A 14,357-nucleotide genomic window follows, 5' to 3' on the forward strand; every position below is an offset into this window, starting at 1 on the left:
AACAGGAGAGACAAAGAATATGATCTATGTAATCAAAAAAGATGGTACAAGAGAAGAATTTGATCCTCAGAAGATTGTTAAGGCGGTAAACAAATCTGCCGCACGTATTCTTTATACATTTTCAGATGAAGAGAAGGAATTTATCTGTCAGTTCGCTCAGGAGCATGCAGACTCTCTGGGGAAGAATGAGATTGAGATCCAGGAGATGCATAATATTGTCGAGGGTGCACTGGAGCGTGTGAATCCGGCGGTTGCCAAGAGTTATCGTGATTACCGCAACTATAAGCTGGATTTTATTCATATGATGGATGACGTTTATACCAAGAGTCAGGCGATCCGCTATATCGGCGATAAGAGCAATGCAAATACAGACAGTGCACTGGTAGCGACCAAGAGAAGTCTGATCTTTAATGAGCTGAACAAAGAATTATATCGTAAATTTTTTATGAACCGTAATGAACTTCAGGCATGTAAGGACGGGTACATTTATATCCATGATCAGTCTGCCAGACTGGATACGATGAACTGCTGTCTGTTTGATGTCGGTGCAGTTCTTAAAGGCGGTTTTGAGATGGGAAATGTCTGGTACAATGAGCCGAAGACATTGGATACAGCGTTTGATGTCATGGGTGATATTATTCTGAGTACTGCAGCACAGCAGTATGGTGGATTTACAGTACCGGAGGTAGACAAGATCCTCGGACCGTATGCACAGAAAAGTTATGATAAATATATCAGTGAATTTATGAAATATTCAGATGAGAACTGGACAGGCAGAGAAGAGAAGGCTGTTGAGTACGCACTGGATAAAGTAAGAAGAGATTTTGACCAGGGATGGCAGGGAATTGAATATAAGTTAAATACCGTGGGTTCATCCAGAGGTGATTATCCGTTTGTGACAGTGACACTTGGACTTGGCACAGGACAGTTTGAGAAGATGTGCAACATTTCTCTTCTGGAAGTGCACAAGGGAGGACAGGGCAAGGCCGGACACAAGAAACCGGTGCTCTTCCCTAAGATCGTATTTCTGTATGATGAAAACCTTCATGGTCCGGGCAAACCATGTGAGGATATTTTTGAAGAAGGTGTGGACTGTTCTTCAAAGACAATGTATCCGGACTGGCTTTCCCTGACCGGTAAGGGTTATATTGCCAGCATGTACAAGCAGTATGGCAAGGTCATAAGTCCTATGGGATGCCGTGCCTTCTTAAGTCCGTGGTACGAGAGGGGCGGCATGTATCCGGCTGATGAGAAGGATACACCGGTATTTGTGGGACGATTCAATATTGGTGCAGTCAGTCTTCATCTTCCGATGATCCTGGCAAAAGCAAGGGCAGAGAGCAGAGATTTCTATGAGGTTCTTGATTTTTATCTGCAGATGATCCGAAATCTCCACATTCGTACCTACGAATATCTGGGACAGATGAGAGCATCCACCAATCCGCTTGCTTACTGCGAAGGCGGATTCTATGGCGGACATCTTAAACCAAATGAAAAAATCGGCAAGATTTTGAAACCAATGACAGCTTCCTTTGGAATTACTGCATTGAATGAACTGCAGGAACTTTACAATGGCAAGTCAATCCGCGAGGACGGACAGTTCGCACTGGAAGTTCTGAAGTATATCAACGATAAGGTAAATCAGTTTAAGCAGGAGGACGGATACCTTTATGCGATTTATGGAACACCGGCAGAAAGTCTCTGTGGACTCCAGGTTGAGCAGTTCCGTAAGATGTATGGAATCGTCGAGGGCGTTTCTGACAGACCGTATGTAAGCAACAGTTTTCACTGTCATGTTACAGAGGATGTGACTCCGATCGAGAAGCAGGATCTGGAAGGGCGTTTCTGGGAACTCTGCAATGGAGGCAAGATCCAGTATGTGCGCTATCCTATCGGATATAATAAAGAAGCCATTCGTACTCTGATCCGCAGAGCAATGAATCTGGGCTACTATGAGGGAGTAAATCTTTCTCTGGCATATTGTGATGACTGCGGGCATCAGGAACTGGAAATGGATGTGTGCCCGGTATGCGGATCACGTAATCTGACCAAAATCGACCGTATGAACGGATATCTTTCTTACAGCCGTGTACATGGTGATACACGACTGAATGAAGCGAAGATGGCAGAGATCGCTGAACGAAAATCCATGTAAAATTTATAGGTAACTGTGAGGGTGCTGAGCAGTTAAGATCATACAAAAACAGTACAGACATGACCAATGGTTGTGTCTGTACTGTTTTTTGTGTAATAGATAATAATGAATCTTCTGATCAGTTTTTCTTTGGTGATACAGGCGGCAGTATGCAGTTGTAAGCGATGCCGAGAGGAGTTACAAGAAGAGGATGGACCGGACGGTAAACAGGAAGCCTGAGTTTTTTTTCAAATACTGTGGTGAATTCTTTGAAGCTTGCAGAACCGCCTACGACATAAACAGCAGGAACTTCATAACCCTTGAGAAACCGTTCGGTGATAGTTGCCATTTTTTCGATGGTTGCCTTGATAACAGGAAAAATTTCATCTTCTTTTTCAGGAGTGGTTTTGAGTACCTCAGCTTCTTCATAAGGAATCTTATAATGACCGGCAACAGTCATGGTCATGTGACTTCCACCGGTTGCCTCATCGTCCGTGTAGATGACTTTGCCGTCTTTGAGAATACTGATACCGGTAGTACCACCGCCGACATCGACAACAGCACCATCAGTAATCTTGAGGATGGCAGAAGCAGCAGTAGGCTCGTCCACGATATTCGTTACTTCAAAACCGGCTCCCTCAAGGACATAGCCGATACTCTTGATGCTGCCTTCAGAAACTCCCGGAGGGATTGCAGCGGCAGCATAGAGCAGTTCTGTTCCGAGTTTTTCTTCGAGCTGCTCTTTCAGTTTAGTTACAAGCTGGACAGACTCATAATAATTAACGATTACACCGTCACGGATAGCGTGGGAAGGAGCAGAAACTCCTGCGATGGGACGGTTGTTGGTATCCACAACTGCAAGGACAGTATTGGCAGTACCGAGGTCAACACCGACTTTGAGTCTGCCGCGATAGTTTTTGCATTCGCCGGTACGGACCAGTTCTGCAAAATTAGATAACGTTCTGTTTTTTAGTTCCATTTTGCTACTCCATTTCTACGAAAAAATATCGAATTTGAGAAAAAATTCGTTCAGTATTTCTATTATATATGAAATGACAGAAAAATACAATCGGTGTCAAAAAAGAACGCTGCATGTATGGGCAATACAGGGCAGCGTTCTGAACTGATTCGGTTTATAGGGAAATTACTTAATGATGGTTCCTGTTTTTTCTCTGTAACCGTCTTTGGCATGTGCGATATCAGTAATGATAGCACGGCGGTTTTCGCCTTTGCTTATGAAAGAGAGTCCTGCCTGGATCTTAGGAAGCATGGAACCTGCGGCGAACTGTCCTTCATTCATGTATGTCTGAGCTTCTTCGGCAGAGATAGTACCGAGATAAGTTTCTTTGTCAGTGTCCTTGTTGAGGCTGACTTTTTCGACGCTGGTGAGGATCAGAAGAGTATCCGCATTCAGCTCTTCGGCAAGAAGACCGCTTGCAAGATCCTTTTCAATGATGGCGCTTGCACCGTGAAGATCGATGCCCTGCTCCATAACAGGAATTCCGCCGCCGCCTGCTGCAATTACGATCTGTTCTGCATTTGCAAGTGCACGTACAGTTTCAATCTCAACGATACGCTGTGGTTTCGGAGCTGCAAGGATACGGCGATATTCGCCAGGTGCAGTTTCAGTAACGAAATTTCCCTTGTCTTCCTCTGCTTCTGCCTCGTCTGCGGTGAGAACACGTCCGATGATCTTCTCCGGTTCGCCAAAGGCATCATCGTATGGATCAATGACAACCTGAGTCAGAACAGTGGCAACTGGTTTATAAATACCTCTGGAAATCAGTTCGGCACGGATTGCGTTCTGAAGGTCATAACCAATATATCCTTGGCTCATGGCAGAGCAGACAGACATTGGAGCAAAGGTGAAATCCGGGTGTGCTTTACCGAATTCGTTCATTGCTGTGTGGATCATGCCGACCTGCGGACCGTTGCTGTGAGAGATGACAACACGGGTTCCCTCTTCGACAAGATCAGCGATCACTTTCGCGGTTTCTTTAGTAGCAAGTTTCTGTTCTGGAAGTGTTGTGCCAAGGGCTTTATGACCAAGAGCAACAACTACGGTTTTTTCGCTCATATGGATTCCTCGTTTCTTTTGGGTTTTGGTTTTATTATAAAAGAATGCCTGTTGAATTGCAATAAAAAGATGGAATGTCCAAAGGTATTTGGAATACATTTTGCCCAAAATACCGGAGGCAAATAGTAAGAACTAAAAAGAAGGTATGTTTTGGGAATAAGGAAAGCCGCCTGAATTAGGCGGCTTTCCTTAACTTTTTGAGGGGGGAGATAGAGAGTGGTTATTCATCTATCCAAGACATATTATAAGAAATAAATGTGTGCAAACTGTGTACGGATTCTAAAAGAAAACGAAATTTTATAAAGAAATCTTAAATAAATTTTATAATTGCAGGATAATCTTGTATATTTGCCGGAAACATGCTACATTCATTAAATCGGAATCTCATTTCTGGGGGATTCCTTTTGAGATTTTCTAATCGTCATTCGACGAACTTATCCCATTTTTGAATCGTGCAGAAAGGAGAGATGCCTATGTCTGTATGAACATATTCCTGAATATGAACGATAAAAGGTAACTATTCAGCAGACACTGTTCCGCGAGGTGTTTTGGCATGAATATAAAAAAGGAGTGTGTTTTTTATGAAAAATAGAATATGGAAAACGACAGGTGTGGTGTTGGCCACAGTATGCTCTCTTCTGATTGGAAGTGGAAACAGGATCCAGGGTGCAGAAGCAGGAAATTATGGATATGAAGCAACAGCCGTTCAGGATGAAGAGCAGGGCACAGGAAATAGTTCAGAAGATTTTGAAATAAAAGATGAGGAAATTTCAGGATCAGATGAAGTAGAACTGCCGGAAGCAAGCGTACTTTTGGAAACCGCAGAAGAAGAGGAATTACAGGAAACTGAAGAAACGGAAGAAACTCCGGCAGTGTCGGAGGAGAAGGATGATTCCGTAAATCCAGATGTGACAGAGACACCGGATTTTCTGGATCAGGAGGAAAGTATCGTTCTGCCAGGCTGTAAGATGTGGATAAATCCGGAACAGGAGCAGATTAAGGCAGGAAAAGAACTGCTTTATACAGTGAAAATAGAAAATACAGGAAACTGTACACTTTATAACATCCATCTTGGCGCATCTTTTTCTGAAAAATTGCTTAAAGGAATCTGGGAGAAGGCAGAAGGGGCAGTGGTACAGGAAGAAACACTGAAACTGGATTTTCTGGAGACAGGAATGCAGAAAGAAGTGTATCTGTCTGTACAGATCCCTGAAGCACAGTCAGGAAAACTCAGCTTGAATATAGAGGGAAAAGCAGAGTACGAGCAAAATGGGGAAAAACAGATTTTGTCCGTGGAAGAAAGCAGAGAAACAGAAATCCTGCCATTAAAGGCAGACTTCCGGGTTACAAAGACGGCCGACAGGACAAGGGCTGTACCGGGAGATGAGATTGTTTTTCAGATATGCATACAAAATACAGGAGAGAGAACTCTGCATTCAGTAGTCACAACAGAAAAGTTCCGGCTTAAAAATGTCCCTGTAAAATTTCTGGAAGGAGAGGGACTTACTTTGAACAAAGACAGGACAAAAGCAAGAATTGAAAAGATCGACCCGGGATATTCCGTGGGACTTCTGGCAATAGTGACTCTTCCGGAGGATATAGATGATCAGAAGCTTATAAATGAGGTAACTGTAACAACAGCAGAAACAGGAGAGAGAACGGAAAGATCCAAAGCTGAAATTCAGGTATTCAGGGAGGCAGAGGTACCGACAGAAGTGCCGGAGGAAAATGAGAACACACAGCATACGGAAACAAAGGGAAAGGCAGCTTCTACACATCCAAAAACCGGAGACCCCATGAAACCTGTGTTGTGGCTTCTGGTGATCTCCGGTTCTCTTCTGGCAGCTGGCTGGGTGTACAGCCGGATGCGAAATCAGATGAAGTAAATAAAATTACAGAATATCGATATGTTCTCCGGCAAGAGCTTTGTTCATGCTTCGAACAGCACAGAATTTACCGCACATACTGCAGGTATCACTGTGATCATCTTCCGGAAGACGGTCATCACGGATTGCTTTTGCAGTTACAGGATCAAGTGCACATTCAAACTGTGCATCCCAGTCCAGAACGCGGCGGGCATCTGCCATCTTGTCATCGATATCACGTGCATGCGGGATACCTTTGGCAATGTCCGCTGCATGAGCTGCGATCTTGGAAGCAATGATACCATTTTTGACGTCATCGACATTTGGAAGTGCCAGATGCTCTGCCGGTGTTACATAGCAGAGGAAAGCAGCGCCGTTCATGGCAGCGACTGCACCACCGATCGCGGCTGTGATGTGATCATATCCAGGTGCGATATCGGTAACGAGAGGTCCAAGTACATAGAAAGGAGCACCCATGCAGATGGTCTGCTGAACTTTCATATTTGCTGCAACTTGATCAAGCGGAACATGTCCCGGTCCTTCGACCATAACCTGCACATTGTGATCCCATGCATGTTTTGTAAGCTCGCCAAGACGGACAAGCTCTTCAATCTGGCATACATCAGTAGCGTCAGCCAGACAGCCCGGACGGCAGGCATCTCCGAGTGAGATGGTAACGTCATGCTCTTCGCAGATATCCAGGATCTCATCGAAGTATTCGTAGAATGGATTTTCTTCGCCAGTCATGCTCATCCATGCAAATACAAGGCTTCCTCCACGGCTTACAATGTTCATTTTACGTTTATGTTTCTTGATCTGCTCAATGGTTTTGCGAGTGATTCCACAGTGAAGAGTAACGAAGTCAACGCCATCTTCTGCATGAAGTCTGACAACATCGACAAAGTCTTTTGCGGTCAGTTCAGAAAGGTCTCTCTGATAATGAATGACACTGTCATAGACAGGAACTGTTCCGATCATTGCCGGACATTCATGAGTAAGTTTCTGACGGAATGGCTGTGTGTTTCCGTGACTGGAAAGATCCATGATTGCTTCTGCACCGAGATCTACGGCTTTCATGACCTTCTGCATTTCAATGTTGTAATCTTTGCAGTCTCTGGATACACCGAGATTTACATTGATCTTGGTGCGGAGCATGCTTCCGACACCTTCCGGATCAAGACAGGTATGATGTTTGTTGGCACAGATGGCAACCTTACCTTCTGCTACGAGCTGCATCATCTTGTCAACCGGCATGTGTTCTTTCTCGGCAACAGTTTTGATCTGTGGTGTTACGATGCCTTTTCTTGCGGCATCCATCTGAGTTGTGTACTGAGTCATAATTTCCTCCTGTTATACTATAATGTTATATTAATTTGTAATTATTTTGCACTATCAGTTATAAAAATAAGCAGTATGTTGACCACCAAGAGTATGGTCTACCGGACCGTGACCCTTTCCGAGATCCAGTTTTATCCGAAGTGCTTCTGTGAGATACTCCTTTGCTTTCTTTACTGCATCTTCCAGAGTGTATCCCTTGGCGAGATTTGCAGCGATCGTGCTGGAAAGCGTGCATCCTGTTCCGTGTGAATTAGGGTTATCGATACGTTCTCCATGGATCCATAGTGCCTTCTGTCCGGTATAAAGAAGATCGTTTGCGTGATCGTTCCTGTGACCACTCTTCAGTAGAATGGCACAATGAAATCTGGCGTAAAGTTCATAACAGGCACGTTCCATGGAAGCGTCATCCGTTATGAGAAGACCGGTCAGAACCTCTGCCTCCGGAATATTCGGTGTGATCAGTTCTGCCAGAGGAAAGAGCTCCTCCTTGAGAGTGATCTCTGCCTCCGGATCCATAAGACGATGTCCGCTGGTAGATACCATGACGGGATCCAGGACAATGTGGGCAGGCTTATACTGACGGAGCCTGGAGGCAACACATTTCATGGCGTCAGGTGATGGAAGCATTCCGATTTTGACTGCATCCGGGAAAATATCCGAAAAAACCGCATCCATCTGGGCGGCAATAAAATCTGCCGGTGTTTCCTGGATTCCATATACACCGGTGGTATTCTGAGCCGTCAGTGCAGTGATGACACTGGAAGCATATACGCCATTCATGGTGATTGCCTTGATATCAGCCTGAATTCCGGCACCACCGCTGGAGTCGCTTCCGGCAATTGTGAGTACAGTTTTTAGTTTCATAGAGAGTTGTCTCCTTATTTGAAAAGCTTATAAACGGTTTGCAAAATAGATTTTTTCCTCGGCCACATCCATGAGCAGCGCATGGAACTGTCCGATGCCGCCGCCGTTCTGATCGATACGTGTACCGGCTTCTTCCGAAATCTCCTTCCAGATCTGACCGGCTGTGGCAGCGGCTTCAAAAGCAGAAGCACCACTGCAGCAGAACAGGGCACAAAGTGCAGAAAGCATACATCCGCCGCCTGTGATCCTGCAGAGTCTGGAATCTCCGCCTCTTAGAAGAAGAGTCTGTGTGCCGTCTGAAACAATATCTGTTTCACCCGTGATAAAAAAGGTGCAGCGATAAAGTCGGGCGGCTTTCATTGCGAGTGACTCCAGATTTTGTGAGTCCATATGAAGACTGCTTTCCACACCGCCGCGTGAAAAATGAGTTTCTTTTGCGGAATGGAAAGAACAGAGTACAGCGGCTTCTTCCTGATTGCAGCGGACTATAGATGGATGAACCTGCTCCAGAAGCTTCTTCAGCTCCTGTTGACGAAAGGAGCTTCCACCTGCACCTACCGGATCGAGGATGACAGGATGACCAAGCTGATTGGCTCGCTTTCCGGCAAGAATGCACGCTCTTATTTTGCCTTCGTCCGGAACTCCGGTATTAAGAAGGGTTCCCTGACAGAAGGTAGTGATCTCAGCAGCCTCCTGTTCATCCTGGGCCATTACAGCACTTCCGCCGGCCGCAAGAAGAATATTTGCAACATCATTCATAGTGACCGGATTGGTCAGACAGTGGATCTTGGGATGTTTTTTTAAGAGGGCATTCAGGATTTCATTTCTATTCATATCTTACCTCATCACAGAATCAAGTACCTGGCTTTTTTCAAAAATACGAAGAAGCAGGTAAGCAAGGATACTGCCGGCCAGAGTTGAGATAAAGAACGGAATCATGTATACCGTAAAGCCGGCAGGAGCGATTCCCATGGCAAAACGGGCAACCGGATAAGCGGCAAGTCCGCCTAAGATCCCGGTTCCGAGTGCTTCGGCAGTACAGGTAAGGCTCAGGCGTCTGGTAAAATGATACATAAGTCCGCAGCAAAGAGCCCCGACCATACTTCCCGGAAATGCAAGAAAGCTTCCGATTCCGAGAAGATTACGGATCAGGCTTGCACAGAATGCGATGCCGATTCCCCACCATGGTCCAAGAAGAACAGCAGCAAATACATTGACCATATGCTGTACGGGTGCACATTTACTGCCAGCAACCGGAACACTCAGGAAACTGCCGACAACAGCAACCGCAGTCAGGACACCGGCAACCGCCAGCTTCTGCACAGCGTGCGTATTGTTTCTGGACATTTTGATGACCTCCTTTGTTTTGATGAAGATACCGTAAATATCAGGTATCCTGTTATATGAAACTTCTGGTCTGAAAAACAGCACAAAAAAGGAGAAATCCCGAGGGAATTCTCCTGAAAATATCGTCAGTATTTCCCTACGTTGGCATTATCCAAATCAGGTTAAGGGTCGAAACCATCCAGTTTCCTCTCAGCCAGCTTCAGCCAGCTCCCCTGTTTCATATAGAATTACATTAACTGTTGATTATTGCACAGCTAAAAAATACAAGATTATTATAGTTACTGTGCACTCTGTTCACAGTAACTTGGTCAAAATGCATTCCAAATCACCTTCGGTGATAGCATTTTGCCCCGTATGTCTCGGGATTTTGCCATATTCATGGCAAAACACCTCGCGGGATATTACCTGTGAACAATTATTTATTATACAACCTGTTGCTATATATGACAAGACATATTTGAAAAAGGGTCTAACCTGTGATATTCTATAATGGATTAAATCTCGAAGTGAGGAGGATCAAATATGAAAGTTTCATCATTATTAGAGAGATTGGAATATAGCTGCTGTCAGGGCAGCGTGGAACAGGAAGTCAGCACGGTAGAGTATGACTCCCGAAAGGTCATTGAGAATTCTCTGTTCATCTGCATCAAGGGTGCAGTTGTGGACGGACATAAATTTGTACCGGATGTAATCGCAAAGGGTGCGAAGACACTTGTGGTTCAGGAGGATATAGAGGCACCGCAGGATGTCACTGTTATTAAAGTAGAAGATACACGTTATGCTATGGCGTTTATCTCAGCAGCATATTTCGGACATCCGGCAGAGAAACTCAAGACGATTGGAATTACCGGAACCAAAGGAAAGACCACAACAACTTATATGGTCAAATCTATCCTCGAAAATGCCGGCTATAAGGTTGGTCTGATCGGAACGATCGAAGCGATCATCGGTGATGAGGTGATTCCGGCAGCTAATACAACTCCGGAATCCTTTGTTGTCCAGAAATATTTCCGCAAGATGGTAGATGCGGGCTGTGACTGTGTGGTTATGGAAGTTTCTTCACAGGGACTTATGCTTCACAGAACACAGGGCTTTGTTTTTGACTATGGTATCTTTACAAATATTGAACCAGATCATATCGGACCGAATGAGCACAGAGATTTTGCACATTATCTTGCCTGCAAATCCATGCTTCTCCGCCAGTGTAAGGTTGGTATCGTAAACCGCGACGATGAGCATTTTGAGAAAATTATTGAGGGACATACCTGTGATCTGGAAACCTATGGATTTTCACCGGAAGCAGATCTTCGCGCAGAAGATGCACATATGATCGGAGGCAAGGGATATCTCGGAATCTCCTATCATGTCAGGGGACTTATGGATTTTCCAGTGGAAATTGACATTCCAGGTAAATTCAGTATCTATAATTCACTGACTGCAATTGCAATTTGCCGTCATTTTAAAGTTTCTCAGGAGAATATCATCAGAGCACTCAAAGTTGCCAGAGTCAAAGGTCGTATAGAGATGATCAAAGTATCCGATGAATTTACGCTGATGATTGACTATGCACATAACGCAATGGCACTGGAAAGCCTTCTTACAACGCTGAGAGAGTATCATCCGCACAGACTTGTATGTCTGTTTGGCTGCGGAGGAAACCGTGCGAAATCCCGGCGTTATGAGATGGGAGAGGTTTCCGGAAAGATGGCAGATCTGACGATCATCACCTCAGACAATCCAAGATTTGAGGAACCGCAGGCGATCATTGATGATATCAAGACTGGAATAGCAAGAACAAACGGTAAATATGTGGAGATCTGTGACCGTAAGGAGGCAATTGCCTATGCGATCCATCATGGAGAGCCGGGAGATATCATTGTTCTTGCCGGCAAGGGACATGAAGATTACCAGGAGATCAAGGGAAAGAAGTATCCTATGGATGAGAGGGTTCTGATCGCAGAAATCCTCAAGGAGGACCAGGACAAAAATCAATGATGTATGCAGATATCATTGTAGATATTTCACATGAGAAGCTCGATCGTAGTTTTCAGTATCGCGTTCCTTTGGAAATGGAGGATGAGATCCAGGTGGGAATGGTAGTGACGATTCCTTTTGGAAACGGAAACCATGAACGCAAAGGATATGTGATCGGGCTTTCTAAAGAGCCGGAATTGGATCCGTCAAAGATAAAGCCGCTTAAGGGCATCAGCAGCAGCCAGGAGACGACAGAAGAAAAACTGATCGTGCTTGCTGCCTGGATGAAAGAACGATATGGATCAACAATGGCACAGGCACTCAAAACCGTACTTCCGGTCAGAGAGAAGGTCAGGTCAAAGGAAAAACGTCGCATTTTGTTGAACATAAACGAGGAAGAAGCAATCGCACTTGCAGAAAAGCTTGAAAAAAGCAGATGTAAAGCGAGAGCCAGGATTCTGAGAGCTCTCTGTGAGAAGCCGGAGTTAGATTACACGGAAGCAGTAAAAAACCTCGGAATGACCTCGTCTGTGCTTAATCCGCTTGTGGAGCAGGGCGTGATCCGCATTCAGCAGGATGAGGTTTATCGTATCCCTGTAAAAGGAGAAGCGATTCCAAGAGAGAAGTTGTCTGAACTTACAGAACCGCAAAAAAAGGTTCTTGATCAGATACAGGAAGAATGGAAGCGGGAATCACCACGGCCGGTGCTTATTCATGGTGTTACAGGAAGTGGTAAGACCCAGGTTTATATGAAACTGATCGAGCAGGTAGTAGAACAGGGCAGACAGGTTATTGTGCTGATCCCGGAGATTTCGCTGACCTATCAGACAGTCAGACGATTTTATGGATGGTTTGGCGAAAAAGTATCTGTGCTGAACTCGCGTCTGTCCCTGGGAGAACGTTATGATCAGTTTCGAAGGGCGAAGCAGGGCGAGATCCAGATCATGGTAGGGCCGCGGTCGGCACTTTTTACACCTTTTTCCAGGCTCGGACTTATCATAATTGATGAGGAACATGAGCAGACTTATAAGAGTGAGAGCAGTCCGCGATATCATGCACGAGAGGTGGCTGTGCAGAGGGCGACACAGGAAGGTGCCTATGTGGTCATGGGATCGGCAACTCCGTCTCTGGAAGCGTACTGTAGGGCAGAAGCAGGGGAGTATCTGCTTACAAAACTGACCGCACGTTTTGAGGAGCGTCCGCTGCCGGAAGTATCTGTTGTGGATCTTCGAGGAGAATTAAAGGCAGGAAACCGTTCGATCCTGAGCCGGAAACTTAAGGATTCTATCGAAAAGCGTCTGGAAAGAGGCGAACAGTCGATATTATTTCTGAACAGAAGAGGATTTGCGGGATTTGTATCGTGCCGTTCCTGTGGAGAAGTCCTTAAATGTCCGCATTGTGATGTGTCACTTACAGAACACAATAACGGGAAGCTGATCTGTCATTACTGTGGTTATGAGAGACCGGCAGTGGCGAAATGTCCGTCCTGTGGTTCGCCTTACATTGGCGGATTTAAGGCCGGAACACAGCAGATCGAACAGGTTCTTCATAAGACTTTTCCGAAGGCACGGGTACTTCGAATGGATTATGATACCACGAGAAACAAAGGAAGCTATGAGAAGATACTGTCCTCTTTTGCCGCACATGAGGCGGATATTCTGGTGGGAACCCAGATGATCGTTAAAGGACATGATTTTCCGGATGTGACACTGGTTGGTGCAGTGGCAGCAGATCTTTCCTTGTACGCGTCAGATTACCGCTGCGCAGAGAGAACTTTCCAGCTTCTGACACAGGCAGTCGGAAGATCTGGAAGAGGAAGAAAGCCGGGTGAGGCGGTCATTCAGACCTATCATCCGGAGCATTACAGCATTCAGGCTGCAGCAACACAGGATTATGAGGCTTTTTATCAGGCGGAGATGAGTTATCGGATTCTGATGGATTATCCGCCTGCAGCACATATGCTGTCGATCCTTGCAGCAGGAGAAGATGAGGAACTTCTGAGCCAGGGGATGGAGTATCTTGGTAAATTTGTCGGAACGATCGGTGAAAAATATAAAGTCCATGTGATCGGTCCTGCCAGTGCTTCTGTTGGAAAGATTAATGATATTTATCACAAGGTTATTTATCTGAAGCATCAGGATGAGAAGGTGCTCATGGATATTAAGGACAAAGCAGAAAAATATATCGAAATAAATTCCGGCTTCCGGAAATTATATATACAGTTTGATTACGCAGGATAAAAGAAAGGAAGAAAGAAATGGCAATCAGAACAATCAGAACAGATGGAGACCCGGTGCTGAGAAAGATCAGCAAACCGGTAAAGGAAATTACACCAAAGATCGTAACACTGGTAGACGATATGCTGGATACCATGTATGAAGCGATGGGAGTAGGGCTTGCAGCACCGCAGGTCGGAATCCTCAAGAGGATTGTAGTTATTGACATCGGAGACGGCCCGATCGTCCTGATCAATCCGGAAATTCTGGAAACATCCGGAGAACAGACGGGAGATGAAGGATGCTTAAGCGTTCCGGGTATGGCAGGACAGGTGACCCGTCCGAATTATGTCAAAGTAAAAGCCATGAATGAGGATATGGAAGAAGTGATCTATGAAGGAACAGAACTTCTTGCAAGAGCATTCTGCCATGAGATAGACCATCTGGATGGAAAGATGTATACAGATCTTGTAGAGGGAGATCTGCACAGAACCAGCTATGATGAGGATGAAGATTTCGAATAATGACAGATGAAAAAAGGA

The 14,357-nt window shown here is 45.2% G+C and carries 11 protein-coding genes and 1 riboswitch; of the genes, 5 read left to right on the forward strand and 6 right to left on the reverse strand.

Going from position 1 to position 14,357, the window contains the following annotated elements:
* Nucleotides 1–19 precede the first annotated feature (19 nt).
* A complete protein-coding gene (gene nrdD, locus LIR34_RS06135; RefSeq protein WP_161286599.1) occupies nt 20–2,155 on the forward strand; it encodes an anaerobic ribonucleoside-triphosphate reductase in 2,136 nt (711 codons plus the stop codon).
* Nucleotides 2,156–2,273: 118 nt separating this feature from the next.
* Here nrdD and eutJ read toward each other — a convergent pair whose 3' ends face one another.
* Nucleotides 2,274–3,113 carry an ethanolamine utilization protein EutJ gene (eutJ, locus tag LIR34_RS06140; protein ID WP_161286600.1) on the reverse strand — a complete coding sequence of 280 codons (840 nt, stop codon included), beginning with the start codon at nt 3,111–3,113 and terminating at the stop codon, nt 2,274–2,276.
* Nucleotides 3,114–3,278: 165 nt separating this feature from the next.
* Nucleotides 3,279–4,211 carry a carbamate kinase gene (gene arcC / locus LIR34_RS06145; RefSeq protein ID WP_161286601.1) on the reverse strand — a complete coding sequence of 311 codons (933 nt, stop codon included), beginning with the start codon at nt 4,209–4,211 and terminating at the stop codon, nt 3,279–3,281.
* A gap of 581 nt (nt 4,212–4,792) precedes the next feature.
* On the opposite strand from arcC, the gene LIR34_RS06150 reads away from it, so the two are divergent.
* On the forward strand, nt 4,793–6,097 hold the full coding sequence (locus tag LIR34_RS06150; RefSeq protein ID WP_173902276.1) for a DUF11 domain-containing protein: 1,305 nt from the start codon (nt 4,793–4,795) through the stop codon (nt 6,095–6,097).
* Nucleotides 6,098–6,103: 6 nt separating this feature from the next.
* Here LIR34_RS06150 and thiC read toward each other — a convergent pair whose 3' ends face one another.
* From thiC to thiW, 4 genes are read right to left on the reverse strand one after another with little or no spacing between them, the layout of a single operon-like run.
* Nucleotides 6,104–7,414 (reverse strand): phosphomethylpyrimidine synthase ThiC, encoded by a 1,311-nt coding sequence (gene thiC, locus LIR34_RS06155; protein WP_173902277.1) that lies wholly within the window; start codon nt 7,412–7,414, stop codon nt 6,104–6,106.
* Nucleotides 7,415–7,468: 54 nt separating this feature from the next.
* A complete protein-coding gene (thiD, locus tag LIR34_RS06160) occupies nt 7,469–8,278 on the reverse strand; it encodes a bifunctional hydroxymethylpyrimidine kinase/phosphomethylpyrimidine kinase (RefSeq protein ID WP_161286368.1) in 810 nt (269 codons plus the stop codon).
* Between the two features lie 27 nt (nt 8,279–8,305).
* Nucleotides 8,306–9,112, reverse strand: a complete 807-nt coding sequence (locus LIR34_RS06165) for a hydroxyethylthiazole kinase (RefSeq protein ID WP_161286367.1) — start codon at nt 9,110–9,112, stop codon at nt 8,306–8,308.
* A gap of 3 nt (nt 9,113–9,115) precedes the next feature.
* Nucleotides 9,116–9,625, reverse strand: a complete 510-nt coding sequence (thiW, locus tag LIR34_RS06170; RefSeq protein WP_173902278.1) for an energy coupling factor transporter S component ThiW — start codon at nt 9,623–9,625, stop codon at nt 9,116–9,118.
* A 116-nt stretch (nt 9,626–9,741) separates the two neighbouring features.
* Nucleotides 9,742–9,849, reverse strand: a riboswitch (TPP riboswitch).
* A 298-nt stretch (nt 9,850–10,147) separates the two neighbouring features.
* Here thiW and LIR34_RS06175 point away from each other — a divergent pair.
* Genes LIR34_RS06175 through def form a run of 3 tightly spaced genes read left to right on the forward strand, consistent with a single transcriptional unit; the run spans nt 10,148 to nt 14,339 of the window.
* Entirely contained in the window at nt 10,148–11,620 is a 1,473-nt protein-coding gene (locus LIR34_RS06175; protein WP_161286365.1) for a UDP-N-acetylmuramoyl-L-alanyl-D-glutamate--2,6-diaminopimelate ligase, read from the forward strand.
* Nucleotides 11,617–13,839 carry a replication restart helicase PriA gene (priA, locus tag LIR34_RS06180; protein WP_173902279.1) on the forward strand — a complete coding sequence of 741 codons (2,223 nt, stop codon included), beginning with the start codon at nt 11,617–11,619 and terminating at the stop codon, nt 13,837–13,839. The genes LIR34_RS06175 and priA overlap by 4 nt, the downstream gene beginning before the upstream one ends.
* A 17-nt stretch (nt 13,840–13,856) precedes the next feature.
* Nucleotides 13,857–14,339 (forward strand): peptide deformylase, encoded by a 483-nt coding sequence (gene def / locus LIR34_RS06185; protein ID WP_161286363.1) that lies wholly within the window; start codon nt 13,857–13,859, stop codon nt 14,337–14,339.
* The last annotated feature ends 18 nt before the right edge of the window (nt 14,340–14,357 follow it).

The sequence above is a fragment of the Blautia sp. MSK17_66 genome, assembly GCF_020538025.1.
Classification (GTDB): Bacteria; Bacillota; Clostridia; order Lachnospirales; family Lachnospiraceae; genus Blautia_A.

Bases quoted from the DNA above. Each gene is read 5' to 3' on its own strand.
- def (WP_161286363.1), top strand. From the start codon at position 13,857: ATGGCAATCAGAACAATCAGAACAGATGGAGACCCGGTGCTGAGAAAG.
- thiC (WP_173902277.1), bottom strand. From the start codon at position 7,414: ATGACTCAGTACACAACTCAGATGGATGCCGCAAGAAAAGGCATCGTA.
- thiW (WP_173902278.1), bottom strand. From the start codon at position 9,625: ATGTCCAGAAACAATACGCACGCTGTGCAGAAGCTGGCGGTTGCCGGT.
- nrdD (WP_161286599.1), top strand. From the start codon at position 20: ATGATCTATGTAATCAAAAAAGATGGTACAAGAGAAGAATTTGATCCT.
- LIR34_RS06175 (WP_161286365.1), top strand. From the start codon at position 10,148: ATGAAAGTTTCATCATTATTAGAGAGATTGGAATATAGCTGCTGTCAG.
- arcC (WP_161286601.1), bottom strand. From the start codon at position 4,211: ATGAGCGAAAAAACCGTAGTTGTTGCTCTTGGTCATAAAGCCCTTGGC.
- eutJ (WP_161286600.1), bottom strand. From the start codon at position 3,113: ATGGAACTAAAAAACAGAACGTTATCTAATTTTGCAGAACTGGTCCGT.
- LIR34_RS06165 (WP_161286367.1), bottom strand. From the start codon at position 9,112: ATGAATAGAAATGAAATCCTGAATGCCCTCTTAAAAAAACATCCCAAG.
- thiD (WP_161286368.1), bottom strand. From the start codon at position 8,278: ATGAAACTAAAAACTGTACTCACAATTGCCGGAAGCGACTCCAGCGGT.
- priA (WP_173902279.1), top strand. From the start codon at position 11,617: ATGATGTATGCAGATATCATTGTAGATATTTCACATGAGAAGCTCGAT.
- LIR34_RS06150 (WP_173902276.1), top strand. From the start codon at position 4,793: ATGAAAAATAGAATATGGAAAACGACAGGTGTGGTGTTGGCCACAGTA.